This is a genomic window from Sphingobium sp. DC-2 (assembly GCF_000722555.1).
GTDB classification, from domain to species: Bacteria; Pseudomonadota; Alphaproteobacteria; order Sphingomonadales; family Sphingomonadaceae; genus Sphingobium; species Sphingobium quisquiliarum.
This window is the reverse complement of record NZ_JNAC01000162.1, coordinates 25,075-51,278: the sequence shown is the minus strand read 5'-3', so window position 1 is coordinate 51,278 and position 26,204 is coordinate 25,075. Positions and strand designations below refer to the sequence as shown.

31 protein-coding genes are annotated in these 26,204 nt (G+C 65.2%); 20 read left to right on the top strand and 11 right to left on the bottom strand.

The window, feature by feature from the left end; genetic code table 11:
- Positions 1 to 19: 19 nt before the first annotated feature.
- The 6 genes from ET21_RS0123805 (at position 20) to ET21_RS0123775 (ending at position 4,686) form a co-directional block, all read left to right on the top strand.
- A complete protein-coding gene (locus tag ET21_RS0123805) occupies positions 20 to 1,951 on the top strand; it encodes a 2Fe-2S iron-sulfur cluster-binding protein (protein ID WP_030541632.1) in 1,932 nt (643 codons plus the stop codon).
- Positions 1,951 to 2,679, top strand: coding sequence for a hypothetical protein (locus ET21_RS0123800; RefSeq protein ID WP_030541631.1), 729 nt, complete (start codon positions 1,951 to 1,953; stop codon positions 2,677 to 2,679). The genes ET21_RS0123805 and ET21_RS0123800 overlap by 1 nt, the downstream gene beginning before the upstream one ends.
- A gap of 166 nt (positions 2,680 to 2,845) precedes the next feature.
- Positions 2,846 to 3,235, top strand: a complete 390-nt coding sequence (locus tag ET21_RS26275; RefSeq protein ID WP_193378994.1) for a cytochrome c3 family protein — start codon at positions 2,846 to 2,848, stop codon at positions 3,233 to 3,235.
- Entirely contained in the window at positions 3,171 to 3,809 is a 639-nt protein-coding gene (locus ET21_RS26270; protein WP_337587971.1) for a DUF1622 domain-containing protein, read from the top strand. The genes ET21_RS26275 and ET21_RS26270 overlap by 65 nt, the downstream gene beginning before the upstream one ends.
- A gap of 14 nt (positions 3,810 to 3,823) precedes the next feature.
- The gene (locus tag ET21_RS0123780) at positions 3,824 to 4,264 is read left to right on the top strand and encodes a four-helix bundle copper-binding protein (protein ID WP_007683338.1); all 441 of its coding nucleotides are present in this window, start codon (positions 3,824 to 3,826) and stop codon (positions 4,262 to 4,264) included.
- 131 nt (positions 4,265 to 4,395) lie between these two features.
- Complete coding sequence (locus ET21_RS0123775; RefSeq protein ID WP_013039105.1) at positions 4,396 to 4,686, top strand: hypothetical protein; 291 nt, start codon at positions 4,396 to 4,398, stop codon at positions 4,684 to 4,686.
- A gap of 351 nt (positions 4,687 to 5,037) precedes the next feature.
- Here the strand turns inward: ET21_RS0123775 and ET21_RS27435 are convergent, their stop codons facing one another.
- Positions 5,038 to 5,217 (bottom strand): hypothetical protein, encoded by a 180-nt coding sequence (locus tag ET21_RS27435; RefSeq protein ID WP_013039104.1) that lies wholly within the window; start codon positions 5,215 to 5,217, stop codon positions 5,038 to 5,040.
- Between ET21_RS27435 and ET21_RS26265 the strand changes: the two genes are divergently transcribed.
- From ET21_RS26265 to ET21_RS0123720, 10 genes are all read left to right on the top strand, one after another.
- Positions 5,203 to 5,421 carry a hypothetical protein gene (locus ET21_RS26265; RefSeq protein ID WP_236617702.1) on the top strand — a complete coding sequence of 73 codons (219 nt, stop codon included), beginning with the start codon at positions 5,203 to 5,205 and terminating at the stop codon, positions 5,419 to 5,421. The genes ET21_RS27435 and ET21_RS26265 overlap by 15 nt on opposite strands.
- A gap of 442 nt (positions 5,422 to 5,863) precedes the next feature.
- A complete protein-coding gene (locus tag ET21_RS0123765) occupies positions 5,864 to 7,384 on the top strand; it encodes an aldehyde dehydrogenase family protein (RefSeq protein WP_007683341.1) in 1,521 nt (506 codons plus the stop codon).
- A gap of 26 nt (positions 7,385 to 7,410) precedes the next feature.
- Positions 7,411 to 8,436 (top strand): alcohol dehydrogenase AdhP, encoded by a 1,026-nt coding sequence (gene adhP / locus ET21_RS0123760; protein WP_007683342.1) that lies wholly within the window; start codon positions 7,411 to 7,413, stop codon positions 8,434 to 8,436.
- 25 nt (positions 8,437 to 8,461) lie between these two features.
- Positions 8,462 to 10,168: a copper resistance system multicopper oxidase gene (locus ET21_RS0123755; protein WP_007683343.1), complete on the top strand. Its 1,707-nt coding sequence runs from the start codon at positions 8,462 to 8,464 to the stop codon at positions 10,166 to 10,168.
- Positions 10,165 to 11,151, top strand: coding sequence for a copper resistance protein B (locus ET21_RS0123750; RefSeq protein WP_009823975.1), 987 nt, complete (start codon positions 10,165 to 10,167; stop codon positions 11,149 to 11,151). The genes ET21_RS0123755 and ET21_RS0123750 overlap by 4 nt, the downstream gene beginning before the upstream one ends.
- Positions 11,145 to 12,386, top strand: a complete 1,242-nt coding sequence (locus tag ET21_RS0123745; RefSeq protein ID WP_007683345.1) for an MFS transporter — start codon at positions 11,145 to 11,147, stop codon at positions 12,384 to 12,386. The genes ET21_RS0123750 and ET21_RS0123745 overlap by 7 nt, the downstream gene beginning before the upstream one ends.
- Before the next feature lie 79 nt (positions 12,387 to 12,465).
- Positions 12,466 to 12,903 carry a DUF411 domain-containing protein gene (locus ET21_RS0123740; protein ID WP_007683347.1) on the top strand — a complete coding sequence of 146 codons (438 nt, stop codon included), beginning with the start codon at positions 12,466 to 12,468 and terminating at the stop codon, positions 12,901 to 12,903.
- Between the two features lie 384 nt (positions 12,904 to 13,287).
- A complete protein-coding gene (locus ET21_RS0123730; protein WP_004212689.1) occupies positions 13,288 to 13,551 on the top strand; it encodes a type II toxin-antitoxin system RelB/DinJ family antitoxin in 264 nt (87 codons plus the stop codon).
- The gene (locus ET21_RS0123725) at positions 13,538 to 13,819 is read left to right on the top strand and encodes a type II toxin-antitoxin system YafQ family toxin (RefSeq protein ID WP_004212690.1); all 282 of its coding nucleotides are present in this window, start codon (positions 13,538 to 13,540) and stop codon (positions 13,817 to 13,819) included. Before ET21_RS0123730 ends, ET21_RS0123725 begins: the two co-directional genes overlap by 14 nt.
- 320 nt (positions 13,820 to 14,139) lie before the next feature.
- The gene (locus tag ET21_RS0123720) at positions 14,140 to 14,886 is read left to right on the top strand and encodes an SDR family NAD(P)-dependent oxidoreductase (protein ID WP_013039099.1); all 747 of its coding nucleotides are present in this window, start codon (positions 14,140 to 14,142) and stop codon (positions 14,884 to 14,886) included.
- An 80-nt stretch (positions 14,887 to 14,966) separates the two neighbouring features.
- On the opposite strand, the gene ET21_RS0123715 is transcribed toward ET21_RS0123720, so the two are convergent.
- Positions 14,967 to 15,338, bottom strand: a complete 372-nt coding sequence (locus tag ET21_RS0123715) for a hypothetical protein (RefSeq protein WP_030541630.1) — start codon at positions 15,336 to 15,338, stop codon at positions 14,967 to 14,969.
- On the opposite strand from ET21_RS0123715, the gene corA reads away from it, so the two are divergent.
- Positions 15,337 to 16,305, top strand: coding sequence for a magnesium/cobalt transporter CorA (gene corA, locus ET21_RS0123710; protein ID WP_030541629.1), 969 nt, complete (start codon positions 15,337 to 15,339; stop codon positions 16,303 to 16,305). The genes ET21_RS0123715 and corA overlap by 2 nt on opposite strands.
- 59 nt (positions 16,306 to 16,364) lie before the next feature.
- On the opposite strand, the gene ET21_RS0123705 is transcribed toward corA, so the two are convergent.
- From ET21_RS0123705 to ET21_RS0123665, 9 genes are all read right to left on the bottom strand, one after another.
- Positions 16,365 to 16,772 carry a response regulator gene (locus ET21_RS0123705; protein WP_013039094.1) on the bottom strand — a complete coding sequence of 136 codons (408 nt, stop codon included), beginning with the start codon at positions 16,770 to 16,772 and terminating at the stop codon, positions 16,365 to 16,367.
- An 81-nt stretch (positions 16,773 to 16,853) separates the two neighbouring features.
- Complete coding sequence (locus ET21_RS0123700; RefSeq protein WP_013039093.1) at positions 16,854 to 17,477, bottom strand: response regulator transcription factor; 624 nt, start codon at positions 17,475 to 17,477, stop codon at positions 16,854 to 16,856.
- Positions 17,467 to 19,002 (bottom strand): nitrogen regulation protein NR(II), encoded by a 1,536-nt coding sequence (locus ET21_RS0123695; RefSeq protein ID WP_013039092.1) that lies wholly within the window; start codon positions 19,000 to 19,002, stop codon positions 17,467 to 17,469. Before ET21_RS0123695 ends, ET21_RS0123700 begins: the two co-directional genes overlap by 11 nt.
- 58 nt (positions 19,003 to 19,060) lie before the next feature.
- A complete protein-coding gene (locus ET21_RS0123690) occupies positions 19,061 to 19,534 on the bottom strand; it encodes a DUF305 domain-containing protein (protein ID WP_030541628.1) in 474 nt (157 codons plus the stop codon).
- Between the two features lie 90 nt (positions 19,535 to 19,624).
- On the bottom strand, positions 19,625 to 20,743 hold the full coding sequence (locus ET21_RS0123685; protein ID WP_030541627.1) for a copper resistance protein B: 1,119 nt from the start codon (positions 20,741 to 20,743) through the stop codon (positions 19,625 to 19,627).
- Complete coding sequence (locus ET21_RS0123680; protein WP_030541626.1) at positions 20,743 to 22,668, bottom strand: copper resistance system multicopper oxidase; 1,926 nt, start codon at positions 22,666 to 22,668, stop codon at positions 20,743 to 20,745. Before ET21_RS0123680 ends, ET21_RS0123685 begins: the two co-directional genes overlap by 1 nt.
- 67 nt (positions 22,669 to 22,735) lie before the next feature.
- The gene (locus tag ET21_RS0123675; RefSeq protein WP_030541625.1) at positions 22,736 to 23,302 is read right to left on the bottom strand and encodes an RNA polymerase sigma factor; all 567 of its coding nucleotides are present in this window, start codon (positions 23,300 to 23,302) and stop codon (positions 22,736 to 22,738) included.
- On the bottom strand, positions 23,299 to 23,736 hold the full coding sequence (locus ET21_RS0123670; RefSeq protein WP_025550099.1) for a periplasmic heavy metal sensor: 438 nt from the start codon (positions 23,734 to 23,736) through the stop codon (positions 23,299 to 23,301). The genes ET21_RS0123675 and ET21_RS0123670 overlap by 4 nt, the downstream gene beginning before the upstream one ends.
- Positions 23,736 to 24,008, bottom strand: coding sequence for a hypothetical protein (locus tag ET21_RS0123665; RefSeq protein ID WP_030541624.1), 273 nt, complete (start codon positions 24,006 to 24,008; stop codon positions 23,736 to 23,738). Before ET21_RS0123665 ends, ET21_RS0123670 begins: the two co-directional genes overlap by 1 nt.
- A 133-nt stretch (positions 24,009 to 24,141) precedes the next feature.
- Between ET21_RS0123665 and copC the strand changes: the two genes are divergently transcribed.
- The 3 genes from copC to ET21_RS0123650 are packed head-to-tail and all read left to right on the top strand — an operon-like array spanning position 24,142 to position 26,191.
- Positions 24,142 to 24,519 (top strand): copper homeostasis periplasmic binding protein CopC, encoded by a 378-nt coding sequence (copC, locus tag ET21_RS0123660; RefSeq protein ID WP_007406420.1) that lies wholly within the window; start codon positions 24,142 to 24,144, stop codon positions 24,517 to 24,519.
- A 4-nt stretch (positions 24,520 to 24,523) separates the two neighbouring features.
- Entirely contained in the window at positions 24,524 to 25,468 is a 945-nt protein-coding gene (gene copD, locus ET21_RS0123655; RefSeq protein WP_007406374.1) for a copper homeostasis membrane protein CopD, read from the top strand.
- Positions 25,469 to 25,504: 36 nt separating this feature from the next.
- A complete protein-coding gene (locus ET21_RS0123650; RefSeq protein WP_007406390.1) occupies positions 25,505 to 26,191 on the top strand; it encodes a class I SAM-dependent methyltransferase in 687 nt (228 codons plus the stop codon).
- Positions 26,192 to 26,204 lie beyond the last annotated feature (13 nt).

The window sequence follows — 26,204 nt, the reverse complement described above, 5'->3', positions numbered from 1 at the left end:
GGGCGCGAAGGGGGTCGACATGTGCGTTTGGACCAGCCTTCGCCTTTCGGGTCTGGGGTTGTTGCTCGCTTTCAGCCTTCCCTCTGCGAGCGTGCACGCTCAGGAGGGCGAAGACCATTCGGCACATCATGGGGATACTTCGGGCGGTGCGGGGATGGCCGATGGCGCAATGTCCGCAAAGCCCGAGGTCGGCACCTCCGATATGGCCTCGATGATGAACTCCATGATGGAGCGCATGATCAACGGCGAAGGCGAGAATGAACATGGGCACGATTCCCGCCGCACCGCATTTTTTTCGCAGTTGCTCGCCTTTCCCGCGCTCGACGAAGCGGCCCGGCAGCGGGTCGCTGCGCAGGCCGGGGAACGGGTAAGCATGGGCTTGGCGATGATCAACGCCGCCTCGGCCGACGGCGCGCGTGCGACCACGGTCTCGGCCCGGCTCGATGCGGCGCGCCGCCTGCGCGAGGGAACCGACCTGTTCCGGTCCGGCACCGCCGCGCAGGGCGCGATCGGAGGCTTGCAGCCGCCCCGGGAGGTCGGGCTTGCCTGGCTGCGCGATCAGCTCGACATCGACCAGGCCGCGCCCGGCCATGCCGATCACTGGTTCGGCATCTCGCCTTCGCACCTCCTTCTCATGCTGTTCCTGGGGCTGGTGAGCGCCACGCTGATCGCGCTGCAGATCTTCCGCCTGCGGCGTATCGCGGCGATCGCCGGCGGTGTCGCCACCGGCAAGGCATTGGCAAAGCCGGAGCCGAAGGCTGCCCCTCCCGCTACCAGGGTTGCGCCCGCGCCCGCGCCTGCACCCGTTGCCGATAGCGCTGGGCTCGCGCCGAGCAATGCGGCCGCGCCCGCGGGGGCTTCGCTGCGCAAGCCCAAAAGCTGGGCGGGGCAGCTGCGTGTGGTACAGATCGTGCGAGAAACGCCGACCGTGCTGACCTTCCGGCTCGCGGACCCGGCTGCCGACCGGCTGCCGTTCGACTTCCTGCCGGGACAGTTCCTGCAGGTCGAGGTGGTGCCCGAGCCAGGCAAGACCGCGCGTCGCTCGTACACGATCGCCTCCTCCCCGACCCAGCGGGCCTATGTCGAGCTGACGGTCAAGCGCGAGGAGCAGGGCGTGGTCTCGCGGCACCTGCACGACAAGATCGTCGCAGATGATCTGCTGAAGGTCAGCGGACCGTTCGGCACCTTCACCTTCACGGGGACGGATGCCGAAAGCATCGTGCTGATCGCGGGCGGGGTCGGCATCACGCCGATGATGTCGGTGCTGCGCTATCTCACCGACACCGCGTGGAAGGGCGATATCTTCTTCTTCTACGGCGCACGGTCGACCGAGGAATTCGTGTTCCGCGACGAGCTCGAGCGGCTCGAACGCCGTTTTCCCAACCTCCATGTCGTCGCCGCGATGCAGCGCGCGCCCGGCACCGTCTGGATGGGCCCCGAAGGGCCGATCACCCGCGAGATGATCCTGGCCGCGGTGCCGGAGATCGCGAGCCGGCGGATCCATATGTGCGGCCCGCCGGCGATGATGGGCGCGATGCGCGGCGTGCTGGCGGAACTCGGCGTCCCCGAAGCGCAGCTGCACACCGAGGCGTTCGGTCCGGCCTCGCTGCCGGCCGACCACGAGGATCTCGAGGTCAAGCCCGCGCCCGCGCCAGCGGATAAGCCCGCCCCGAGCACCGAGGTGGCGCCGAGCACGGTGACCTTCTCCGTGTCGGGGGTGTCGGCCGCCTTGCCCGCGGACGAGACCGTGCTCGAGGCGGCCGAGGGCGCGGGCGTCGAGATCCCCTATGCCTGCCGTGCGGGCACATGCGGCGCCTGTGTCGTCAAGCTGCTGCAGGGCGAAGTGACGATGGAGGTCGAGTCCGGCCTCGCGCCCGCCGACAAGGCGCAGGGCTATGTGCTGGCGTGCCAGGCGAAGGGGACGGGCACGCCGCTCGTGGTCGAAGCCTGATGCGCGAACGCAGCGACATCGCCGTCGGCCTGCTGGTCGCGTTCCTGCTGCTGTTCCCGTTCGGCTACCTCGTGCATGTGTCACCGCGCTTTCCGGGCAGCCTCGCTGGCGGGATCATCGGGATCGCAGCGCTCGTGCTGATGCTGCTGACGCTTCCCTATGTCGCGGCCAAGCACATCGCCTGGGTCGACAAAGTGCTCTCCCGGCTCGTCAGCAAGCCGACCCTGCTCGCCATCCACATCTATGCCGGCGTGCTGGCGCCGATCCTGGGTCTGGTCCACGCCGCGCACAAGCTCGAAAGCCCGGTCGGACTGCTTCTGACCGTCCTCCTGCTGATGACGGTCATTACCGGCTTCATCGGCCGCTACCTGCTTGCCCAGCTTGGTCGGGCGCTGCGCGGACGCAGGTCGGAACTGGCCTCGCTTCGCGCCGCCTTCCTTGAGGAGCCGGCGGCGCCGGCGCAGGCCGATACCGCAGCCGCGCCGCTGTCGGGCTGGAGGCGCTATCTGTTCGTCGCCGGGGATGCGCCCGCGGGCCAACACCCCCAGGACAAGGCGGGGATCGCCGCGGCGCTGGCCGATACCGAATTCGCGATCCGTGCCGAAGAGGCAACCAACTCCCTGTTCACACGGTGGCGGATCCTGCACATCCTGCTGGGCTGTCTCATCTTCGCGCTGCTCGCGCTCCATGTCGGCGCGGCGCTCTATTACGGGCTGCGCTGGCTATGAGCTGGCAGCGTCTTTCCTACGCCGTCTTCATCGCAGCCCTGCTGGTGATGGTCGCCGCGGTCGCAATCCGGATGCGATCGGACGCGCCGAGGGATGCCGGCCCGCGAAAGCGACGCAGTGCACCTCCTGCCACGTCGAACATGAGGGAGAGCGCGGCATCATCCGCATGGATCACGCCGCGTTGCTCGACATGGCGAAGTGGCGGCAGCCGTTGGCGGGCATGTCGACAAACATTCGAAGCGTGACCCCCGAGACCGCGCTCAATTGCGCAAGCTGCCATGCGTTCCGCGATCCGCACCAGGGCCTGTTCGGCACCGACTGCGCGAGCTGCCACAAGACCGACAGCTGGAAGATCGCCAATTACCGCCATCCATCGGTCAATTCGATGCAGTGCGCCGAGTGCCACAAGGCGCCGCCCAGTCACTTCATGGAGCATTTCAGCATGGTCTCGCAGCGCGCAGCCGGATCGAAGGCGCGCGTCGACCAATGCTATGCCTGTCACGCCACCGACAGCTTCAACAATATCCGCAAGCGAGGCTGGTATGATCACCATTGAGGCCGACTGGCTGAGCGCCTTCTTCCGGCTTGCGGTGATCGGCCTGGAACTGGCGGGCACGCTGACCATCCTCGTCGGCGCGGGGCTCGCAACCTTTCTGTTTGCGCGGCGGGCGAGGGCGGGCGACCGGACCGAGGCCTATAGCGCGTTCCGCTCGGCGCTCGGCCGCAGCATCCTGCTCGGTTTGGAATTTCTGGTCGCCGGCGACATCGTCAAGTCGCTGGCGGGGCTCGCAACCTTTCTGTTTGCGCGGCGGGCGAGGGCGGGCGACCGAACCGAGGCCTATAGCACGTTCCGCTCGGCGCTCGGCCGCAGCATCCTGCTCGGCCTGGAATTTCTGGTCGCCGGCGACATCGTCAAGTCGCTAGTGATCAACCCGACGCTCGACGATCTCATCGTGCTGGCCGGGCTTGTGCTGGTGCGGACCTTCCTGAGCATCTCGCTTGGGGTCGAGATCAACGGCCACTGGCCCTGGGAGGAAACCCGGATGGCGCGGGAGAAGGCGCGTGCGGCGTCGGATGGGTCGCCGGCGACGGCTGAGGCCGCCGGATGCGGCACACCGCGCAAGGGATAGCCGATGGAGGGTGCATGATGATCGAGAGACGCGAATTGCTGATGGCGGGCGCCGGCCTTGCCGCCGCCGGAACGCTGGCTGCGCCGGCGGCGGGGCAGCAGCATCGAATGGAAGGGATGGCGATGTCGATGACGGACTGCATCGACGATTGCCTGGCTTCACACCGCATGTGCCTCGAAACCGCCGCCTGGCTGACGAAGCAAAGCAGCGCGCTGGCGAGCGCGTCGTTGATCGCCATGCTGAACGACTGTGCGGAACTGTGCCAGGCGACAGCCAACTCGATGCTGCGGGAATCGGCTCTGCACCGCATCCTGTGCCGCGCCTGCGCCGATGCTTGCGAGCGCTGCGCCGAGGAATGCGGGCGTCATAGCGAGGACCAGCGGATCGCGCGTTGCTCGGCCACCTGCAAGAAATGCGCGGCGAGCTGCCGAATGATGGCGGACATGACCGGCTGACCACCCGCTTCGCATATTACGTATACTGCCGGGTCAGGACCGATACCATCTCAAGGGCAAGCTCCCGGAGGAGCGAGAAACGACCGGATCTGAAGCCGGTCGAACGGAAACCAGACTTGAAGGAATCGATAGTGCGCAAGAAAACGGTAGTTATCACTTCGCTCGCAGCCCTCGGCCTCCTTGCCCTCGGTGCCGGGCCTGTTCTCGCCGATGGCATGCCGTCGGACATGCCGGATCTCGAGGAGACGCTCAAGGCCAAGCCTGCGCCGGCTCAGTCCGGCACGGCCCATATGGAGGGCATGCGGCACGGCAAGGACCAGATGCACGGTGAGATGATGCGAGGCCACCGGATGGCCATGCGGGAATCGGGGAGCCAGGAGGGGGCTTCTGACATGTCGCATCGGTCGGGCGGGGGGTGCTGAACCAAAAGCCCATCAGAGGTCGGTTGATCAAAGCCTCACCATACAAGGCGTTGGTATCGTTTGACCGGGCCGCAACGTTGGTCCGCCGTTTCCCCGGCGGGCCAATTGCGTTTCAGAATAAAGGTCTGCACGAGCTTTAATGCGATGCAGTCATGAATCCGCTGGACCCTTGGACCATGTTTTCGCCCGCAAGATCGCGGGCCTGCCAGTCCTGATCCAGTGCGGATTCGTAACTTACGTATTCAGACCAAAGGGCCAAGCCCGCATGAGGGGTCGGTATGGTCGCGGTCGCAAACGGCGATCGGGCAAGGACTCATCATGCGGAGAACCACAATGCGAAAGACGAAACTTCTAGTCGGCGCGATCGGCTGCCTGGCGACCCTGAACTTCGCTGGCGCGGGTCTGGCGCAATCGGCACCCGCCGCGCCCCAGCACGCCCCTGCGCAGCCGAAGCCATCCACCGCCCATGCCCATCAGCAGGGGATGGATCATGGAGGGCAGCAGATGCACGACCAAATGATGCAGGATCACCAAGCCGGCATGCAGAAGCCGCAAGGCCAGCAGGGCGCTGCGGGCATGGCCGGAATGTCTGGTGGCTCGTCGCAGGGGAGCGGTTCGAGCAAGGCTGGCAAGCCCAAGAGCGGTTGCTGCAAGATGCCGATGAAAAAGGCAAAGCCGGCCGCCAAGAAGAAACCGGCCACGCCTATGGCCGACAAGCCGATGAGCGACATGTGAGGTTTCCAGCCCCGAGAACAGACCCCTGGGTCTGAGGGCCCGCCGCTGCCCCCGCGGCGGGCCTGTTCTTCAAGAGGTGTTCCAAGTTTCTAGGATTTCATAACGAGAAGCAGGCGTCCACCGCGAGAGAGAGGAGCCCGCGATGCGTAAAGCTCCAGGAGTTGGCACCGAGCTGCGGGTCCGCGCTTACGATTAAGAGGTCCGACCAAGCATGGCCGGATCGACTTCAGTGACCTCTGCGCCGCGATTGAATGGCGAGAGCCATTGCCTGCTTAGGCGACGAGATAATCTATGAGCTGATGAGAAAATCATCGGCTTCTTTTGCGTGTCCAGCCTGGCGCTTCGTAAAAACTCTGCCTGATTTTTGTCTGCGGAACTTACTTATAGGCCGTCTCATCAGAAGGCCTACTTCATCAGGCATCGGTAAAGATGGAGACAGGCGATGTTCGAGAAGGCGATCGGGACCATCAATGCTGCGGCGTCCTTCCGACACCGCTATGATAATTTCATCGGTGGTCGATGGAGCGCTCCAGCGAGCGGCGAGTATTTCGCGGACACGAGCCCGATCAATGGCGCCCAGATCGCCGAGTTTGCGCTGTCGACGCCGGAAGATGTCGAGCGCGCGCTCGATGCGGCGCACGCCGCCAAGGATCAATGGGCAAGGATCTCGCCCGCCGACCGCGCCAGGATTCTCAATCGCGTCGCCGACCGGCTCGAGGATAATATGGAGTTGCTGGCGCTTGCCGAGACGATCGACAACGGCAAGCCGATCCGCGAGACGCGCGCTGCCGACGTTCCGCTCGCGATCGACCATTTCCGCTATTTCGCCGGCTGCATCAGGGCCGAGGAAGGCGGGATCTCGACGATCGATGCCGACACCATCGCCTATCATTTTCGCGAGCCGCTTGGCGTCGTCGGCCAGATCATCCCGTGGAACTTCCCGCTGCTGATGGCGGCGTGGAAGATCGCCCCGGCGCTGGCGGCGGGCAACTGCACCGTCATCAAGCCCGCATCCCAGACGCCGCTCACCTTGCTGATGTTCGCCGAGCTCACCGCCGACATCCTGCCGCCCGGCGTGCTCAATGTCGTCACCGGCCCGGGACGGACCGTCGGCCAGGCGATCGCCGCCAATCCGCGCATCGCCAAGGTCTCGTTCACCGGCGAGACCGTCACCGGCAAGCAGATCATGCATGCGGCCGCCGACCATCTGATCCCCCAGACGATGGAGCTTGGCGGCAAGTCGCCCAACATCTTCATGGCGGACGTGCTCGACGAGGACGATGCCTTCTTCGACAAGGCGCTCGAAGGCTTCACGCTGTTCGCGTTCAACAAGGGCGAGGTCTGCACCTGCCCGTCGCGCGCGCTGATCCATGAGTCGATCTTCGATCGCTTCATCGAGCGCGCCGTGGCGCGCGTCGCCGCGATCCGCCAGGGCGATCCGCTCGACCCCTCGGTCCAGGTCGGCGCGCAGGCGTCGGAGGACCAGCTCCACAAGATCCTGGGCTATATCGATATCGGCAAGGCCGAGGGCGCGCAGTGTCTGGTCGGTGGCGCCAAGGCGCTGCCGGGCGGTGCGCTCGACCAGGGCTATTTCGTACAGCCGACCGTGTTCGTGGGTCAGAACCACATGCGCATCTTCCAGGAGGAGATCTTCGGTCCCGTCCTGGCGGTCACCACCTTCAAGACGGTCGAGGAGGCGATCGCACTTGCCAACGACACCGCCTACGGTCTTGGCGCGGGCGTCTGGACCCGGAGCGGCAACACCGCCTACCGTCTGGGCCGCGCGATCGAGGCCGGGCGGGTCTGGACCAACTGCTATCACCAGTACCCCGCCCATGCCGCCTTCGGCGGATACAAGGCGTCGGGCTTCGGGCGTGAAAATCACCGGATGATGCTCGACCATTATCAGCAGACCAAGAACCTGCTCGTCTCCTATGACGAGCACGCGCTCGGCCTGTTCTGACCCCTCGCTCAAAAGGAGAAACGGACATGGCGAAAACCATGAAGGCGGCGGTCGTCCGCGAATTCGGCAAGCCCCTGGTCATCGAGGACGCGCCGATCCCGACGGTCGGCCCCGGGCAGATCCTGGTCAAGATTGCGGCAACCGGCGTGTGCCATACCGACCTGCACGCGGCAGAAGGGGACTGGCCGGTCAAACCCAACCCGCCCTTCATTCCTGGCCATGAAGGCGTCGGGCATGTCGCCGCCGTCGGTGCGGGCGTCACCCATGTGAAGGAAGGCGACCGGGTCGGCGTGCCCTGGCTCTACACCGCCTGCGGGCATTGCGTGCATTGCCTGGGTGGCTGGGAGACGCTTTGCCACGAACAGCAGAACACCGGCTATTCGGTCAATGGCAGCTTTGCCGAATATGTCCTCGCCGATCCCAACTATGTTGGTCACCTTCCCGACAATGTCGACTTCCTCGACATTGCGCCGATCCTCTGCGCGGGCGTCACCGTCTACAAGGGATTGAAGGCCACCGAGGCCCGACCCGGCGAGTGGGTGGTCGTCTCAGGGATCGGCGGGCTCGGCCACATGGCGGTGCAATATGCCCGTGCCATGGGTCTCAATGTGGCCGCGGTCGACATCGACGATAGCAAGCTCGACCTCGCTACACGCCTTGGCGCCACACTGACGGTCAACGCGCACAGCGAGGACCCTTCGGCAGCGCTCAAGAAGGCGATAGGCGGCGCGCACGGAGCGCTCGTCACCGCCGTTTCGCCCAAGGCGTTCCAGCAGGCGCTCGGCATGGTCCGGCGCGGCGGCACGGTCGCGCTCAATGGTCTGCCGCCGGGCGACTTCCCGCTGTCGATCTTCGACACCGTGCTGAACGGCATTACCGTGCGAGGCTCGATCGTCGGCACGCGGCTCGATCTGCTCGAGGCACTGGCGTTCGCCGGCGACGGCAAGGTCAAGGCCACGGTCCATGCAGACAAGCTGGAGAACATCAACGACGTCTTCTCCCGCATGCACCATGGCGACATCGAGGGCCGGATCGTCCTCGACCTCGCCTGAACCCGACTTCGCGAAAGTACAGTTCATGTCTCCCTTACATATCCGGCCGATCGCACGGCGCCGTTTCGTCCAGGGGCTGGCGATCGGCGGCGCGGTTGCCGGCTTCGCCCCGGCGCTTCTCGCGCGATCCGCCCCAGTCTCGCCCGCCGAGCTTAGCGGGACCGAGTTCGACCTCGAGATCGCCGAGCTGCCAGTCAACTTCACCGGCAAACGCCGTATCGCGACCGCCGTGAACGGCAGCGTGCCCGCGCCGGTCCTGCGCCTGCGCGAAGGCGACACGGTCACGCTCCGTGTGCGCAACGGCCTCAAGGAGATGTCGAGCATCCATTGGCACGGCATCATCGTGCCGGCGGAGATGGACGGCGTGCCCGGCATCAGCTTTGCCGGCATCGCGCCGGGCGAGACCTTCACCTATCGCTTCGAGGTCCGCCAGAGCGGAACCTACTGGTATCACGCTCACACGCTCGCCGAGCAGACGGGACTCTATGGAGCGATCATCGTGGAGCCGAAACAGGCGCCGGCGGCGCGGGCGCCCGATCGCGACTATTGCATCGTGCTCAGCGACTGGTCGGACGAGCCGCCGCTGCAGATCTTCCTCAATCTCAAGAAGCAGAGCAGCTACTATAATTTTGCGCAGCCGACAGCCGGCGACTTCCTCAAGGATGTCGGCGCCATGGGCCTTGGGAAGGCGCTCGAGCGGCGGCGGATGTGGAACAGCTCGCGGATGAACCCGACCGACTACAGCGATGTCTCTGCCGCGACCTACACCTATCTGATGAACGGCGCGCCGCCCGCCGGCAACTGGACCGGTATCGCCGCGCCCGGCGAACGCGTGCGCCTGCGCTTCGTCGGCGCGGGGACGGCGACGTTCTTCGACGTGCGGATCCCGGGGGTCGAGCTGACGGTCGTATCGGCCGACGGGCAGCCGGTCGAGCCGGTCACGGTCGAGGAATTCCGGATCGGCCCGGGCGAGACCTATGACGTCGAGTTCACCATGCCCGAGGGCGGCGCCCGCACCATCTTCGCGCAGGCGATCGATCGGAGCGGCTATGCCCGCGGCACGATCGCACCGGCTCCGGGCATGGCGGCAGCCGTGCCGCCGCTCGATGCCCGGACCTGGCTCGAGCCGGTCGACATGATGGGCGCGATGGCGACGATGGGCGCAATGGGAGGCGACGCGCATGCCGGGCACGGCATGACCGAGATGCCGGCCAGGGCACAGCACGCCCGCACCGAATATGGCGCCAATACCGACATGCGCGTCGACTATCCCCGCACCAATCTGGACGATCCCGGCGCCGGGCTGCGCGGGCGCGGCTGGCGCGTGCTGACGCTGGCCGATCTGCGCACGCCGGGCGGCGATCCCGACCCGCGCGAGCCCGAGCGCGACATCGAGCTGCATCTGACGGGCAATATGGAACGGTTCATCTGGTCGCTCGACGGCATCAAGCTCAACGATTCCCGGCCGCTGCATTTCAAGCCGAACGAGCGGCTGCGCGTCACCTTCGTCAACGACACGATGATGGCGCATCCGATGCATCTGCACGGCATGTGGAGCGATGTCGAAGGCCCGGACGGCGCCTTCCAGGTCCGCAAGCATACGGTCGTGGTCCAGCCCGCCCAGCGGGTGAGCTTCCGCGTCACCGCCGACGCCATGGGCCGATGGGCCTTCCACTGCCATCTGCTCTATCACATGGCGGCCGGCATGTTCCGGGAGGTGGTGGTCGCATGATCCGGATTATCCCCTCGCGCGGCATTGCTCTTGGCGTTGCCCTCTTCCTGGCGCCGGCGATCACGGCTCCCGCCCTCGCGCAGGATGCCTTGCCCCCGTCGCCCGCCGCCACCCCTGCCCAAACGGCCACTCCCGATCCAAACTCACCTTCCGCGCAAGGCTCTCAGGAGCATGCGGGCATGGACATGCCGGGCATGGATATGACCGACACGAAGGCGTCCGGTAACGGCGCCACGATGGACATGGGCTCGATGCAGGGTGGCAAGGCCCCGCCGGACGCGCGCAACTCGGACGATTATGCCGACGGCTATCGCAACTCGACGCTGCCGGGCTATGAGATGGCCGACAAGCTCTCGATCCCCAAGATACTTGTGGATGAGCTCGAGTTCACCAGCGGCAACGAGGGTCAGGGCGTGGGCTGGACCGTGCTCGTCACCAAGGGTCAGGACAATGACAAGCTCTGGCTGCGCAGCCAGGGGCTCAAGAACTCCCGCGACCAACGTCTCGATCCGGAGAGCAGCGTCGAGGCGCTGTGGTGGCACAGCAAGAACCCGTTCTGGGGCACGCTGCTCGGGGTCAGGCAGGATCTCGGCAAGGGTGCGACCACCTGGCTCGCCGCCGGCGTCGAGGGACTGGCGCCCTATTGGTTCGACGTCCAGCTCACCGGCTATGTAGGAACCGATGGGCGTCTCGCGGCGCGCGCCAAGGCCTCCTATGAGGTCCTGTTCACCAATCGGTTGATCCTTACGCCGCAGGTGGAAACCAATATCTATTCGAAGCGGTCGAGCGATCGGCAGCTCGGCAGCGGCTTCAGCAATGTCGAGCTGAGCGGACGGTTGCGCTACGAGGTGTCGCGCAAGTTCGCGCCCTATATCGGCTTCGTCTGGGAGCGCGCATTTGACGGCACGGCCGATTTCCGTCGCCTGCGCAGGGAAGGGCCTTCCGAACACAGGCTGGTGATCGGCTTGCGCGCCTGGTGGTGATCCGCGGATGGCCACTCGAGGGATCGACCGCGAACGCGCCGCGTGACAAGGCTGGATCGCAAGCCAACGGTCGCTGGCCGGCCTCCTTTTTCGTCTTGTTGCTCGCGGCGGCTGCGGCGTCGGCGGGACAGACGGCCATTCTCGCCTTCCTTCCGGCACTGGTCGACCCGGCTCGTGGCGCGCTATCGTCAAGCGCTCATGATTTTCACGTCGCGAGCCTGACCGCGGTCCATCCCCTGGCAGCCTTGCTGGCGGCGCCGCTCTGGGGCTGGATCGCGGACCGGGTCGACTATCGGGCGATGTTGCGCGCAGCGCTGGTCATCCTCGCGCTGGTGACCGCGCCGATCGGCCTCGTCGGGTTGCCTGAGCTTTATGCATTGCGTCTGGTGGCGGGGATGGCGTCGGCCGCCATCATACCGTTGGGCTTGCTCTGCGCGAGCTTTGCCGCAAGCGGGCGCGCGGACCAGGCGCGCCGCTTCACCTGGCTGACCGCCTTCGTGTTTCTGGGCGATCTCGCCGGTCCGCTGGTGGCGGAGGTCTCGGCCGCGATCCTGCCCCGCGCTCCCCTCATGATCCTCGCTCTCGGCATCGGTGCCGTCGGGGCGGCGCTTTGCGCCGTGCGTCTGCCGCGCTGGTGTGCACCTTGCATCGATGGCGGAGACCTGCCCGCGCCTACGCTCGGCGCGACGTTGATCCTGCTTTTTATCACGATCGTCGCGGGCGGCGGGCTGGCGGCGATGCATGTCAATCTCCTGGTGACGCGGAGCGCCATTTCGCTGAGCCGCGAAGAGATCGCCTGGATGCTCAGTCTCTGCGGATTGGGCATGCTGGCGGCACAGATCTTCCATGCAAAGCTGGATTGGCTGGTCACTGTGCCGAGGCGGCTTGCCGGATTGACGCTGGGCCTGCTGGCTGTGGCACTTTTCATGTTTCCTGTCGCCGCGAGTATGGCCGAGCTCAGTGGGATCATCGTTGCTGCCGGCTGGAGCTCGGCAACCCTTCGATTGGTCACCAGCTTCTGGATCAGCGGCGGCGGGGCCCCTTCAGGCGTGAAGCTCGGTTTCCAGCATTCCGCCGCCAGCATCGGGCAGGCGCTCGCGCCGCTGGCGATAGCCATCGTCGCTCCCGGGGCGCAGCCGCTCGTTCTGTGGGGGATTGGTGGTCTATCGCTAGCGCTGCTTGTGTCCCTGCCGCTAGCCTGGAGGCCGCCCGCCATCGTAAAATCATCTGCGTGATGAGGGGAGGGGCGCATTGATGCGTATAGAAAAGAAGGGGCCTCTGCCCCATGCTTATCGTTCTTCCGGGAGTCATTTCATGAAGACCCGCCTATTCGTCGCCTTGCTGTTCCTCGCCATGCCCGGCGTAGCGCTTGCGGCCAGTGATATCGTCGTCCACCGGGATCCGGGATGTGGATGTTGCGAGAAGTGGGCGCAGGCCGTGCGCGCGAAGCTGGGACGCAAGGTCGTCATGCGTGACGATGCGTCGCGCAGCGAGCTTCAGCGCAAGGCCGGCATGCCCCGGACGCTGGCATCTTGCCACAGCGCGATCGTCGATGGCTATATGATCGAGGGCCATGTCCCGATATCCGACGTCAAGCGCTTGCTGGCGACCCGTCCTGCGGGCGTCAAAGGCATTGCGGTTGCGGGGATGCCGATCGGTTCGGAGGGCATGGAAGTGGCAGGCGCTGCCCGCCAACCCTATACGGTGGTGGCCTTCGGCAGCGCCGGTCAGCGAATTTTCGCCCGCCATTGATATCGCGCGGTTTGCAGCATCCTGCAGAATTGCCCGGTGGTAGAGGCCCCCGCTGTCGAGTGTAGAACCTTGTGTCAAGCGAGCTGATGGCGTCCCTACCCCTACCTACACTGAAAAAGCAACGATTTGTCTTGTAAGTTGTTCGCGGTCGTCTCCCTGATTTGCCTGAATTTGGCCCAAAATGTGGGAACGATTGTGGGACCGTTTGCCCACCGAAAGTGTGAGAACGGCCCCAACATTCCCGATCAGGGCCCCGAACCGATGGCACTCACAGCATTGAAGGTGAAAAACGCGAAGCCCGGTCGCCATGTCGATAGCCGGGGCTTTGCCTGATTGCACTTTGCGTTCGCTTGCATTACATCGTCATGCAGAAAGGAAATCGACATGGCCGCAAACGCTCTTGTGCAGACCCGGATCGACGGAGCGGTGAAGGAGGAAGCCGCGACCGTGCTGGCTGCTATGGGGCTGACCGTCTCCGATGCCGTGCGCCTGATGCTGACCCGCGTTGCCCGCGACAAGGCCTTGCCGTTTGAACCGCTGGTGCCCAATGCCGAGACGATCGAGGCCATGAAGGAAGCGCGCGAGGGAAAGGGCAAGCGGTTCGCCACGGTGGTCGACCTGATGGCCGACCTCAATGCGGACGATTGAACGCTTCGGGCGGTTCAAGCGCGACTACAAGCGGGAGAAGAAGGGGCAGCACGCCAAGACGCTGGACGCTGACCTGATCCCGATCATCGAGGCGCTGGCATCCGACGAGCCGCTTGAACCGCGCCACCGCGACCATGCGCTGACCGGCGACTGGCGCGACCATCGCGATTGCCACATAAAGCCCGACCTCGTGCTGATTTACCGCAAGCCCGATGACGACACCTTGCAGCTTGTGCGCTTGGGATCGCACGCGGAATTGGGTTGGTGACGCCCGCGCATGGCGAGCTTATACGTTTGTCGGGTATGTCAGCCAGAGGCACGATTACGGGTTAGGTGTGATCAGCGAGCATCCGATGCCAACAAGCTTTTGCAGAAGACATCAATCGCAGAGATGCATTCGGCAGGCGCTGCTTGAAACAAAAATGAGGGCCATAAATCACTTTCACCCTCAAATTCTGACAAATTTGCCGTTAGTTCACGACTGGTGAGCGAGAAATGAGCCGATCGCGTTGGGCTTGAAGAGCCGACCGCTCGCTCCACCGTCGTGACCCCTACGTTGATGACCGGCGGATGCTGGCCCGGTAGACGATGCTGCCGAGAGCGACGACGACGCCCATGATGGCAAAAGATTCCATGCTCGAATGGCTCAAAAGCCAGATCGTGAGAAGGAACGTCACGGTCAAGGACGATATTGCTGCGGTCGTGGCCCGGGCGCAGGCGCGTCGACCCGTCGATATTCTGGTCAACAACGCCGGCGGCGGCGTGATCGGCGCCACCGAAGAGATGTCGGACGCCGAGGTCGAAGGCCAGATCGCGCTCAATCTCATGGCGCCCATCCACATCACCCGCGCCTTTGTCCCCGCGATGCGCCTGCGCGGGAGCGGCCGGATCATCCAGATCTCCAGCGCCAGCGGTCAGGGCTCGCTTCCGACGAGCAGTCTCTATCATGCGGCCAAATGGGGCCTGGAGGGCTTCAGCGAATGCCTCCGCCAGGAGCTTGAACCCTTCAACCTGTTCGTGACGCTGATCGAGCCGGGTGGCGCGCGCACCAGCTTCAGCCACAACCTGCAATTCGCCAGCGAGATCGCCGCCTATCGCGATACGCCCGCCGGCGATATCCGCAAGATGTTCGAGACCGCCGGAAACGAGCTCTACACGCTCGACCCGCAAAAGATCGCGCAAGCGATCGTCGATGTCGCAACCAGCGACCATCCGCCGCTGCGCGTGACTCTGGGGGGTGACGCTTTCGGCGTTGTCCAGGCGGCGCTGCAATCGCGGCTCGCCTTTCTGCAGTCCCAGGAAGCGCTCGCGCGCTCGGTCGCTTTCGACAGTTGAGCTTTCCCGTCTTCCAGCTTTCGTCTCCGCGCGGTGCGATGCGCCTCACCGGGGCCCGGCAACCCCTGTCGTCAGCGCCGCTATCCGATACTTAGGTATAGCCATCCGACACGATTGCCGAAGCGCCAAACGGGCAATCGCTTGGTACCATCGCAAGAGAGGACGAAGCCCTCGCGGTCGCCAATCAAGGGTGCGCGGACCTTCGCAGTCTGCGTGCCCTTGATTTGGCAGCGCGCCGCCCAGCCACGCGCGTCATGAACGGGAGCGGCCTTCTGCGAAACCCAACGCTCCGCCGCTTTTTCTACAAGCTCTCGCTCGAATTGCTGCGCGCCGCTTTCTTCTTCCTGCGACTGGGCTTGAAGAATGAGGCGCGTCTGCTCGTGCGCGCGTCTCAATGGGCCAGGCACACGGCTTCCGGTCGCCGCCGCAGTGGCGGCACCGGAAAGTGCCATGAGCGTCGTCGCCGCCTTTCTTTATCACGAGGGCAAACGGCTACGGCCGGTGACCCTGATCGATCCGGCGTGCGAGCATATCGCCAAGGATGACTTTGTGTGGATCGGCCTCTCCCAGCCCACCGAGACAGAACTTGCCGACATCGCCGGAAATTACGGCCTTCACCCGCTTGCCGTGGAAGATGCCGGCAACGGCCACCAGTTTTCCAAGCTCGACGTCTACGGTGACCAGTTGTTCATCGTCGCCAGGACGGCACATCTTGAAGGCGATCATATCGCCTACGGCTCCACCGCGATTTTCCTGGGCAAGAGTTTCCTGATCACCGTTCGGCAGGGTTCGGCACGTTCGCACAGCGAGCTTCGCGCGCATCTCGAAATCACGCCCGAGCTGCTGCGCGAGGGCCCGGACTATGTGCTCCATGCCATTCTGGACTTCATCGTCGATGGCTATTTCCCGATCGTCGAGGCGATCGAGGAGGACGTCCTCAAGATGGAGCAGCGCATGCTTGCAGCCTTTCTCACCCGCGAGGAGGTGACCCGGATTTTCACGCTGCGGCGTGAGCTCGTCCGCTTCCAACGCGTGCTCGGACCCATGCTCGAGGTCGGTCGCAAGCTGGTGAACCTGCAGCTTCCGCGGCTTGATGAGGCCTCCAAACCCTATTTCCGTGATTTGCTCGATCACATGCTCAGGGTTGAGAGCGCCATCACCGGCATCCGCGACATCCTGATCTCGGTGTTCGAGGCGAGTCACCTGCTCGAACAGCAGCGCCAGGGTGCGATCACGCGTCAGCTTGCCGCCTGGGCCGCGATCCTCGCGGTGCCTACCGCGATTGCCGGAATCTACGGCATGAATTTCGAGAATATGCCCGAACTGAAGACGCAATGGGGATATTTCGTCATCCTCGGCGTCATCGCTGCGGTCTGCATCGGACCCTACATCCGGTTCAAACGCAGCCACTGGCTTTGACGTCGCTGACCGCTTTCCACATCGCGCGGGCTGAGGCCGCTGGGGCAGGCCGCCATAACTCAATGCTTTCGAAGCGTCTCGGCGCGGTGCCGGTCCAACGCATCGAGCAAAGCCCTGCCGATCAAAGGCTTTGCGAGAACGTGATCGAAGCCCGCCTCGGCGGCCCGCGAGGCCAGCAGCGTGTCGTGAAAGCCTGAGATCATGATGGCGCGTCCCGACCATCCGATCTCGCGAAGGTGACGCAGCATCGCGAATCCGTCGATGTCGGGCATGCGATAGTCGAGGATGACGCAGTCTGCTTCCTTCGCGCGCGGGTCGGCCAACAGCGCGTGGCCGGTGGTATATCCCCACACAGCATAGCCGCGCGATCTCAGCAGCAGCTGGAGGCCACGCCGCACGCCGGGATCGTCGTCGGAAACGAGGATGGTGTATCTGCCATCATGCTGGGTGGAACGGACCGATGGCATTGCGAGAAGCGGACACCCGTGTGACGATTGCACCATCGATCGCATATCGCGCCCCGTCCCGTCGCTACGTAGAGGTCGCAGTCACTTCGGCTTGCGGCCCATGCCCGCGGCAAAGGCGATCCGCAGGGCTTCGGACAAATTGCGGACCTCGAGCTTGGCCATCAGGCTCGCGCGATGGACCTCGACCGTTCGCGATGAACAGCCCAGGTCATAGGCGATCGTCTTGTTGGGCAGGCCGTTCGCCAGCCTTTCGAGCACTTCCCGCTCCCGGGGCGTCAGTGCAGCGACCCGCACCCCTGCTTCGGACGTTTCCAGGGTACGAAGGTCGACATCGTCGAGACGTGCGAACGCGCGGCTGACGGCGCCGAGCAGGGCCGCTTTCTCGAAGGGCTTCTCGAGAAAGTCGACCGCGCCGCCTTTCATGGCCTGCACCGCAACCGACACGTCGCCATGGCCGGTCAGGACGATGACCGGCATGTTGACCCCGCGTGCTGCCATGGCGGCCTGAACCTCGAGACCGTCCATCTCGGGCATGCGCACGTCAAGGATGACGCAGCCGACGGCCGCCGACTTCGCCTCCTTGAGAAACTCCACGCCCGAGGCATAGGTCACGACGTCGTAGCCCGCGGTCTTGAGCGCAAAGCTCGCCGCCTTGCGGATGCTCTCCTCGTCGTCGACCAGATGGATGACGCGTCTATCCCCCATGTTCCTCCTCCGCCCGCGCATGGATCAAGGTAAAATGAAAGCGGGTGCCGCCGCGGTCGGGGCGCTCCATCCAGATACGGCCGCCATGCGCTTCGATGATGGTCCGGCAGATCGAGAGGCCGAGGCCCATGCCGTCGGCCTTTGTCGAGTTGAACGCCGTGAAGAGCTGCTCGCGGATTCCGTCCGCGATGCCGGGACCGGTATCCTCCACGGTCACCTCGATCAGCCCGTCAGGGCGCAACCTGGTCGCCACCTTGAGGTCGCGAACCGGACACTCCGCCATCGCCTCGATGGCATTGCGCATCAGGTTGACCAGCACCTGCTGGATCTGCACCCTGTCGACGAGGACCGGCGTCGCGGCGGGATCGACCGCAAAGAAGCTGCGGATGCCGCGCTCGCGTGCACCGACCAGCGCGAGCTGGCTCGCCTCGGCGATGACCTGCGGCAGCTCGTGGAGGCTCTTGTCGACCTCGCCGCGGGCGACGAAATCGCGCAGGCGCCGGACGATATGGCCGGCCCGCAGCGTTTCCTGTGCCGCATCATCCATCACCGACCGTAGCGACACGAAGGGTTCGTCGTCCCGCTCGTCGAGCATGTCGCGGATCGTCTCGAGATAGAGCGCGACCGCGGCAAGCGGCTGGTTGAGCTCATGCGCGAGCGTCGAGGCCATCGTGCCCATCGCGCTCAGCCGAGAGACATGGACCAGCTCTGCCTGCAGTTCCTTGAGCCTGAGCTCATCCTGCTCCTTGGCGGTGAGATCCCGGATAAAGCCGGTGAACAACCGCTGCCCGTCTTCACCGGCCTCGCCGACCGACAGCTGCATCGGGAAGGTTGAGCCGTCGCGGCGCTGGCCGACCACGACGCGACCGAGGCCGATGATCCGGCGCTCGCCGGTCTGCAGATAATGCGCGAGATATTCGTCGTGACGGTCGCGATCGGGCTGGGGCATAAGGCAGGAGACGTTGCGGCCGACGAGCTCGGCTTCGCTGTAGCCGAACAGGCGTTGTGCCGCTGCGCTGAACGACGTGATGGCGCCGGTCTCGTCGATGATGATCATCGCATCCGGCACCGTCGCCAGAATCGATTGCAGATGCTGCTCGCGGGTCTCGATCGATGCGCGGACCGCCGCCTCGTCGGTGACATCGCGGCTGATGCAGGCGAAGCCGCGATGTGTGTCGCCTTCGAACAGTGCGGTGATCGTCAGGCGCGCCAGATATTCCGCGCCGTTCTCGCAGACCCGCCACGCTTCGCGCTCCAGCGTGCCCTCGTGAAGGGCGGCCGCCAGGTCTGCGCCTGGACGCCCCGCCGCAATCTCGTCGGGCGGGTAGAACAGGTCGTGGGGCTGTCCCAGGACGCGATCGAGCGGCCAGCATTCGGCACGCTCGCCTTCTTCATTATAGCTCAGCACGATCCCGGAAGGATCGAGCAGCGTCAGGACGTGGCCGCCAGCCTGTCGCAGGAACAGCGGCGCAAGCCGCGCTACGTCGCTTGCAATCTCGTCCGCCCCGCGCCTCGTGTCGACCATCGGCCGGCTCACATACCTGGCCGGGCGCACGTATCCGGGCGTAGCCCGACCGTGCCACTCAGCGCCGCGCGAGTATGGCCTTCATCTCGTCGATTTCCTGCCGCTGCGAGCGCTTGATCGATTCGCAAAGCCGGATGACTTCCGGATCGCTGAGCTTTGCTTCCTGGCACATCAGGATCGCCCCGGAATGGTGCGGGATCATCGAGCGCAGAAAGGCCGTGTCGCCGATCGTGGTCTGGGTGCGGATGAGTGCAAAGCTGCCGAAGAAGGCGACCAGCGACGCGGCGATCAGCGCGATGTTGGCGGCTTTCGATGGGAACATATGTCGCATCGCAAGGATCATCAGCACCACCATGGGCGCGACCATCATCAGCGTCATGTAGAGCATGTTGAGGTTGTTGTAGAAGCTGTCGAGCCCGTCGATCATGACGAACATCACCAGATACATGATGACGCCGCTGATGACGGTCTGAACGGCAAGGCTCCAATAGGCGCCCATCTTCCGGGTGTTCATGTGGGACGAATGGTCCATGGCGTATCTCCTTCGCTCGGCGCCGGCCGACCTGGGTATGAGTGCAACGCCCCGCTCTCTTGTTCGCCCCCGCCATCAGCCGTCCTGATGCTAAAACCAGAAGCGAACGCCGGCGACGAAGCTGGTGGCATGGACGTCCTCGCCCGCAAGCCTCGACAGCCGCGCCGTGTCTCCGGCTTTGCGCAGATAGGAAACGCCGATGTAAGGCGCGAACTGGCGGCTGAATTCGTAGCGCAGGCGCGCGCCGAGCTCTATGTTGACCAGCCCCGAACCGATGTCGTTCTCCGGAATATCCTGTGCGGCGAAATTGACCTCGGCGCGCGGCTGGAGGATCAGGCGCTGGGTGATGCGCTGGTCGTAATAGCCCTCGACCCGGCCCAGAACATCGCCCTTGGTCGAGAGGAACAGCGCGCCTTCGACCTCGAACATGCCAGGAGCCAGGCCCTCGACGCCGATCGTCGCGTAGGTGCGGTCGGGCCCGCGGCCGAAGTCCTGGCGGATACCGCCCTGAAGATTGAAATAGGGGTCGATGGCCCGGCTGTAGAGCACCTGCACCTCGGCGCTGTCGATGCCGCGGCCGAACTCGCCTTCGCCCTCGCTCTTGAGCCAGAGCCGGTTGATGTCGCCGCCGTAAAAGCCTTCGCCATCCCAGCGATAGCCATCGCGGCCGCTATGCGCCTGATACTCGAACAGGTTGAGCAGCATTTGCCCGAAATTGTTGCCGCCGCTATCCTTCATCATGATGTCGCGCGAGCGCGCCATCTCGCCGCCGGGAAAATCACGATCGGCGAAGTGGTCGCTTGGGGGAGGCGGCGGGGGCGCATTGCCGGCCGGAAGCGCCGTGCCGGTCATTTGCATGCCGGGCATGGCGGGCATTCCCGGCATCGTTGTCTGGCCATGCTGCGAATGGTCCATACCCGGCATCTCCGGCATCGCGGGAGACGCGGGTTGCGGCTGACCGGCCGCATCTCCCTGCGGCGCAGGACTGGCCTGGTGCTGCGAATGGTCCATCGCCGAGGTGGCGTCCGGCGCTGGTGTCTGAGCGCGCGGCCTGGCGGCGGCCTTGTCCTTCTTCTTCTCCTGCGCCGGCGCCACTTCGCCCGGCGGCGCCATGCCGGGCATGCCGTGCATCGAATGATCCTGGGCAAAGGCGGGCGCGGCAGCGAAAAGGGCGATCGCGCTCACCAGCGGCGTGAGGATGCGGGTCATTACGCGTCTCCCTTCGGACGGACGCTCACGACCCGCATCATCCCTGCATGCATGTGGTAGAGGAGATGACAGTGGAAGGCCCAGTCGCCGACCGCGTCGGCGGTGAAGTCCCAGGTCACCTTGCCGCCGGGCTGGACGATCACCGTATGCTTGCGCGGCGCATGATCGCCATGCCCCGTCACCAGCTCGAAAAAATGCCCGTGAATATGGATCGGATGCCCCATCATCGTGTCGTTGATGAGATTGACGCGCACCCGCTCGCCTTCGATGAAGGGGATCGGCTCGTGATGGTCCGACATTTTTTCGCCGTCGAACGACCACATGAACCGCTCCATGTTGCCGGTGAGGTGAATGTCGATGCTGCGGCTCGGCGCGCGCACGTCCGGATTGCGATCGAGCGCCATCAGGTCCCTGTAGACAAGCACCTTGTGGCCGACGTCGGCGAGGCCCTGGCCGGGCTCGCCGGTGCGGTCTACGGGCATCGGCGAGATGGTCTGGACGCTCGGGTCGCGCTTCACCTGCGGCGCGTTCGAGAAGTCGCGCATCTTCATCGAGCCCATCGCGTGCCCGCCATGATCCATGCCCGCCATCTGGCCATCGGCGCCCATCGCGCCGTGGTCCATGCCGGCCATCGATCCATGATCCATCCCCGAATGATCCATGCCTGCCATGGCGCTATTGTCCATGGTCGCCATCGCTGCCGCCGCGCCGGTCGCGAGGCGCGCGGACGCGTTCTTCTCGGCCGTCGGATCGACGCCCCGCATAGCGCCGCCCGACATGTCCATGCCTTCCATGCCCGGCATCGAGGACATGTCCATGCCCATGTCCTTCATGTCGGCGAGCGGCCGTTTGCGTAAGGGGGGAACCTCGCCGGCCATGCCGGCGCGCGGCGCGAGCGTGGCACGCGCCATGCCCGAGCGGTCGATCGCCTCGCCGACAAGGGTGTAGGCCTTGTCATCGCCTGGGCTGACAACGACGTCGTAGGTCTCGGCAACACCAATCTGGAACTCGTCGACGGTGACCGGCACCACATTCTGCCCGTCGGCCTGGACGATGGTCAGCGGCAGGCCGGGGATGCGGACGTTGAAGGTGGTCATCGCCGACGCATTGATGACCCGCAGCCGCACCCGTTCGCCCGGGGTGAAGAGCGCGGTCCAGTTGTCCATCGGACCATGGCCGTTGACGAGATAGGTGTAGGTGGATCCGGTCACATCGGAGATGTCGGCCGGGTCCATCCGCATCTGGCCCCAGTCGAGCCGGTCCTTGAGCGGCTGATCCTTGCCCGACAGGAGCCCGGCCAGGGTCTGGCGCTGGAAATTGAAATGGCCGGGGTTGACCTTGAGGCGCCGGAAGATCGCCTGCGGCGAGAGCGCGCTGTGATCGGCGAGCACGATGACATGCTCGCGGTCATAGGCGACCGGATCGGCACCGGCGGGATCGATGATGATCGGGCCGTAATGGCCTTCCTGTTCCTGCAGGCCTGAATGGCTGTGGTACCAGTAGGTGCCGCTTTGCACGACGGAGAACTGGTAGAGGTAGTTCGAGCCCGGCTTGATGCCCGGAAAAGACACGCCCGGCACACCGTCCATATTGGCCGGCAGGATCAGCCCGTGCCAGTGGATCGAGCTGTCCTCCTCCAGCTGATTGATGACGTTGAGCCGCACGCGCTGGCCTTCGCGCAGCCGGATGAGTGGCGCAGGGACCGTGCCGTTGACGCCGATTGCCCGGAACTGGCGACCATCGATGCTCATCGACTGCCGGGCGATCGTCAGCGTGATGTCTTCGCCCGACACGGTCGGCAGCGTCGGCCGCATCCCCGGCGAGATCGTCTGCGCCCAGGCCGGCAGCCAGGCTGACAAGGCGGCGCCGCCACCGGCGAGGGCCGCGCCGCGAAGGAACTGGCGGCGGTCGAGAGCAGAAATCATTCGGTTTGTCTCAGCTTGCGGAAAGAGGGCGGGCCTACTGGAAATACGCAGCCCGCCCGCGTGCCCCTCAAACTTTCTTCAAAATTTCCGCGAGGCGCGCCCGGGCGCGGTAGAGGCGTGTTTCGACCGCCTTCTGGGAGATGCCGAGAATCTCGGCGGTTTCGGCTTCCGATTTCTCATCGATCGTCCGCAAGACGAGCGTGTCCTTGAGCGATGCGGGCAGGGCGGCGATCGCTTTCATGGCCTCTGCCAGCTGCTGCTCGGCGCCGATCGCCTGGTCGGGTAGTGGCGCCTCGTCGACGACATGTTCGGCTTCCCCCAGCGCCAGCGCGTGGGAGAAGAAGTTGCGGACCGCGCGGCGGCGGCGCCAGTCATGGCATTTGTTGATGACGATCCGCGACATCCAGACCGGAAAAGGTCGCGCAGCGTCATAGCGGTTGAGTGCGGCGAAGGCGGCGACGAAGCTCGCCTGGGTCACGTCGAGCGCTTCGTCGCGGTTCCCGACATGGCTGCGCACGAGGCGGTGCACCCAGCCCTGATGCCGGCGGACCAGCTCGCCATAGGCCGCTTGCCGGCCTCCAAGCGCCAGAGCCGCGAGCTCCCCGTCCGAGCAGTCGGGGAGGCACGCGGTCATTTGGACTTGGCCGTCAGCGCTTTCACCACGGCGTCGTCGAACTTGTCCGTCTGATCCGGGCGCAGCACGGCCCGCATCGCGAAGATATGCTCGAGTGTTTCCTTCTGCAGCGCGCCCATCGCCTGGTGCGAGCGATCCACCGCCCCTGCAACCCGAGGACCATAGCCATGCTCCGCCTCGATCGCCTCGGCGAGCCGCGCGTTATCGGCGCGCAGTTCGGCCTCCAGTGCCTGACGCCGGATCGCATAGTTCTTCTCGATCGTCTCGAGACGGCTATGTTGCGCGGTGTCCAGCTTCAGATCGCGATGGAGCAGGTCGTGCAACTCATTTTCGACCGGGCGCACCGGAACCACATAGACGCGGCCGATGACCACACCGGCGATCGCCGCGGCAAAGGTCAGCAGGACGAGGAGCAGGAGCCGGCGGTCGCGCATCATTGTGAACTCAGCAGCGTCGAAGGAGCGAGCGCGAGCCGCGCGTTAAAGGGCGATATCGGCCCGGCTTCGGTCGACCGCACAGGCACGGCCGAGCCGGCAATTCCCAGGAACAAGGCTGCTGCCGCGGCGATACCGAATGTCGTGGCGCTCAGGCGGGGCATGGCCTGGAGCCGGGCGATCTCGGCCATGACGCGGCTGTCCAGCCCGGCAAGCCGGGGATCGAGCGGCGCTTCCCGCAACCGGCTGAGCATGTCGTCGAGGTGGTCCATGATGTTTCTCCGTCTTCTCTTCACAATACGCATTCTGGCCCACGACCCCTTGGCTCGGAACAGAAAAGAAATTTGAGAGGGGTGCAGGCTGCAGCTGCGTATTCTCTCATGTCACTGACAGGAGAATGTCCAAATGCGCTTCTTTTCGCCGCTCGCAGCCATCGCCGCCGTCGGCCTGAGTGTTTCGGCTCCGGCCTACGCCCATCCCAAGCTCGTGTCCTCGACGCCCGCCGCCAACGCCAGCGTCCCGGCGCCGTCGCGTATAACGCTCACCTTCAGTGAAGGTCTGATGCCGAAGCTGTCGGGCGCCGAGATCGTGATGACCGGCATGCCCGGCATGCCCAACCACCGCATGGCGGTAACCGGCTTCAAGACGTCCGTCGAAGGCGACAAGACGCTCGTGCTGACGCTCGCCAAGCCGCTCATGGCGGGCAGCTATCAGGTCGCCTGGCACGTCGTCTCGACCGACACGCACCGCATCCAGGGCAATCTCGCCTTTACCGTCAAGTGACGCCATGAACGACGTGGCACTCGTCGCCGTCCGCTGGGCGCTCTACGTCGATCTCGGCCTGTTGTTCGGCCTGCCGCTGTTCGCGCTCTATGCGCCCGGCGGCGGCCGGATGGTACAGCGGCATCTGCCGATGGTAGCAATGGTGGCCGGTCTCGCCTGTCTCGCCCTCCTGCTGTCGGCGCTGGGGTTCGCGTTGCAGGCAGCGGCCATGACCGGGCTGCCGCTCACCCAGCCTGATCTTTCCATGGTCGCAGAGCTGTTCAACGGCACGTCCATGGGAACGGCGCTGAAGGCGCGCCTCGTCGCGCTCCTCGTTCTTCTGCTCTCCATCCCCTTCTATCGCCGGCAATCCCGTCCTGCCTTCATCGCCTCCACTCTGGCAGGCGCGGTCGCACTCGCGACCCTCGCCTGGAGTGGGCATGGCGCGGCTGGCGAAGGCGAGGCGGGCTGGCTGCAACTGGGGGCCGATCTCATCCATCTGCTCGCCGCCGGCGCCTGGGTCGGCGCGCTTGCCGCATTCCTCGCGCTGGTACTTCCCAGGCTCGCAACCGACGATCTCGCCGCTCAAGACATGGACCGGGTCACGCTCGCCGAGGAAGCGTTGCGGGGCTTCTCCCTCGTCGGCACGATCATCGTCGCCCTGCTGATCCTGACCGGGACGGTGAACGGCTGGTTCCTCGTCGGTCCGGGCAACATCGCCTCGCTCGGGCAGTCGACCTACGGCCTGCTGCTCATCGCCAAGCTGCTGCTGTTCGCCGGCATGCTGGGCCTGGCCGCGCTCAACCGTTATCGCCTGACCCCGGCACTTGCGCAGGCGATCGAGGAAGAGGACGCGCCACGGGCGCAGGCGCTGCTGCGCGCGAGCCTCGTCGTCGAAGGCGGTCTTGCGATCGTCATTCTCGGGCTCGTCGCCTGGCTGGGGACACTATCGCCGCCCATGTCGATGTAGCTTATCGTTTCGGACGCCTCGCGTTGGGAGAAGCCAATGCAATCCTACACCCCGCCGCTCGGGACCGGATCGACGAAAGACTATGATCGCGCGATCCGCCTGTGGACGCGGGAGAAGCGGTGGCGTGCCGCCATGCTCGCCGCCCTGGCGCCCAAAGCCGGTGAGACGGTCGTCGACGTCGGCTGTGGCACCGGCAGCTTCGCGCTGATGCTCAAGCAAGCCGAGCCCAGGACGCAGGTGATCGGTCTCGATCCCGATGCCGAGGCGCTCGACATCGCGCGGCACAAGGCCGCTGTGCGGCGGGCCGATATCGACTGGCGTCAGGGATTTGCCAGGGACGTGGCCCCGGGTACCGCCGACGCTGTCGTGTCGAGTCTCGTGCTGCATCAGATGCCGGTCAGGGAGAAGGCGGCAACCCTGCGCGCCATCCTGCGCGCCATGTTCGCCATGCTGCGCCCGGGTGGGCGCCTGGTGATCGCCGATTATGGCCGCCAGCAGGGTTTCATGCGGCTTGCCTTCCGCCTGACCGTGCAGCGGCTCGATGGCATCGATGATACCCGGCCCAATGCCGACGGCGTGCTCCCCGGCCTGATCGCGGCGGCCGGCTTCAGGCATGTGGCCGAGACGTTTCGGCTTTTGACCATCACCGGCGCGATCGACTTGTTTACGGCGCATCGACCGGCGCAGGACCACGGCCTTACGGTTGCCAATGACCTTGGCTGATGGCGGCCAGGCG